General features: G+C 69.9%; 4 protein-coding genes. All 4 read right to left on the bottom strand.

What is annotated here, in order from left to right; all coding sequences use genetic code 11:
* On the bottom strand, positions 1 to 503 hold a 503-nt coding region (locus E1281_RS39415; protein WP_131884776.1), incomplete at its 3' end, for a PH domain-containing protein.
* A gap of 7 nt (positions 504 to 510) precedes the next feature.
* Positions 511 to 669, bottom strand: a complete 159-nt coding sequence (locus tag E1281_RS41005; RefSeq protein WP_165959322.1) for a hypothetical protein — start codon at positions 667 to 669, stop codon at positions 511 to 513.
* A gap of 74 nt (positions 670 to 743) precedes the next feature.
* Positions 744 to 1,004, bottom strand: coding sequence for a hypothetical protein (locus E1281_RS39410; protein ID WP_131884775.1), 261 nt, complete (start codon positions 1,002 to 1,004; stop codon positions 744 to 746).
* Positions 1,005 to 1,194: 190 nt separating this feature from the next.
* Entirely contained in the window at positions 1,195 to 1,833 is a 639-nt protein-coding gene (gene upp / locus E1281_RS39405) for a uracil phosphoribosyltransferase (RefSeq protein ID WP_131884774.1), read from the bottom strand.
* Between the last annotated feature and the right edge of the window lie 78 nt (positions 1,834 to 1,911).

Here is a 1,911-nt window from a genome sequence, read left to right as displayed (position 1 = left end):
GGGCAGATCATCTCGCAGACTTCGAGGTAGAGCTGCTCGGGGTAGGGCAGGTAGTCGACGTTGGTGAGGGCCTGGTCCTGTCCGGCGGACTCCAGGATGAACTCTCCGTAGCCGAGCATCCGGCCCGCGATCGTCCGCTTGAAGCTCATGTCGGTGACCTTGGCCAGCGGCATCATCGCGACCTTGCGGGTGATCAGCCCGGTCGTCAGCAGCATGCGCTGGTTGGTGATGACGAAGTAGTCGACGGACCACTCCGCGACCCGCCACACGAACCAGGCGAGGAGGATCAGCCAGCCCCACCAGATCCAGCTGATGACCGTCCCCGCGTCGCTGGCGAGGGTGTTGCTCAGCACGCCCGCGATGATCAGGCCGCCGAGGACGAGGCCGACCGGGACCATCAGCACGGCCGGATGCCGCCGCACCGTGATGACCTGGTTCTCGTGCGGGAGGAGATACTTGTTCACCGATGCCGGTGCCGAGTCTCCGGGGGTTACGAGCCTCATGGCGGCCTCAGGCGAGCGCGTTGACGAAGGTGGCGAGGGAACCGGCGGCGGAGGCGATGCCGGTGGCGGCGCTCTCCACCGACTGGGCGGCACCGTCCGGCTGCTTGATCACGTAGAACGCCACGAAGGCCACGGCAGCCCACGTCATGTACTTCTTGGCGGGCACGGTAGCCTCCCGGAGCGTTGACCCACGGACCCCGGTTCAGTTTCGCACAGCGCGCACGACCGGCAAAGCAAGGCCTATGGCGCGTTGTCGAGCGATGAGCGTCGCGCCTTGCGGCGTTTCTCGGCGTCGACGGTGGCGAGCACCTCCAGGTGCCTGCGCGCGATCCGTTCGACGAGATCGGCCGGCGCCGACCCCGTGACCTCCTCAGCGCCGTGCCGCGCGGCGGCGACGCACCTGTCCACCGTGTCGGCGGCGTGGACCCCGTCGAACTCCTCGGCGAGCCGATCACCGATCGCCGTGTAGCGCGGCCGGTCGCCGTCCCCTTGGTGAGCCATCTCATGTCCTCGATCGAGCTCGCTCGCACCGCCCGGTCCGTAACGGTCCCCTGTGCCGGGGCGGCGGAGGGGAACGCGCACTGGCGTTCCGTAGCGCCTTCGTACCCTCGGCGAACGCTAACGAACATCGCAGGTCAGCCCGGTATCCGGATCGTGACGTCGGCTCCTGGCCGCGGTGGGCGGGCGGCGGTCAGACGACGCCGTAGAGGCGGTCTCCGGCGTCCCCGAGGCCGGGCATGATGAAGCCCTGCTCGTCGAGATGGGAGTCGATCGCGGCCGTCACGACCCGGACGGGCGCCGCGGTGCCGGTGAACGACTGCTCCAGGTGCTTCAGGCCCTCGGGGGCGGCGAGCAGGCAGATCGCGGTGACGTCGTCGGCGCCGCGGTCGAACAGCAGCCGGATGGCGGCGGCGAGCGTCCCGCCGGTCGCGAGCATCGGGTCGAGGACGTAGCACTGCCGCCCGGACAGGTCGTCCGGCAGCCGCGTCGCGTACGTCTGGGCCTGGAGCGTACCCTCGTCCCTGATCATTCCGAGGAAGCCGACCTCGGCGGTGGGCAGCAGCCGCGTCATGCCGTCCAGCATCCCGAGGCCGGCGCGCAGGATCGGGACGACGAGCGGCTTCGGGCTCGCCAGCTGGACGCCCTGCGCCGGAACGAGGGGGGTGTCGACGGTGGCGTCCGACACCCGGACGTCTCGGGTCGCCTCGTAGGCGAGCAGGGTGACGAGTTCGTCGGCCAGACGGCGGAACGTGGGGGAATCTGTGCGGACGTCCCGCAGCGTGGTGAGCTTGTGCGCGACGAGAGGATGATCGACGGCGAGGGTCTGCATGCGCTCACCGTAGCCCACCGTCCGCGACCGGCCGGGCCCCGCCGATACTGGATAGGACGCCGCTGAGCTGGGCAGGAT

Origin of the sequence: Actinomadura sp. KC345 (assembly GCF_004348515.1) — a bacterium.
GTDB lineage: Bacteria > Actinomycetota > Actinomycetes > Streptosporangiales > Streptosporangiaceae > Spirillospora.
This window is presented reverse-complemented; position numbering and strand designations above follow the sequence as displayed.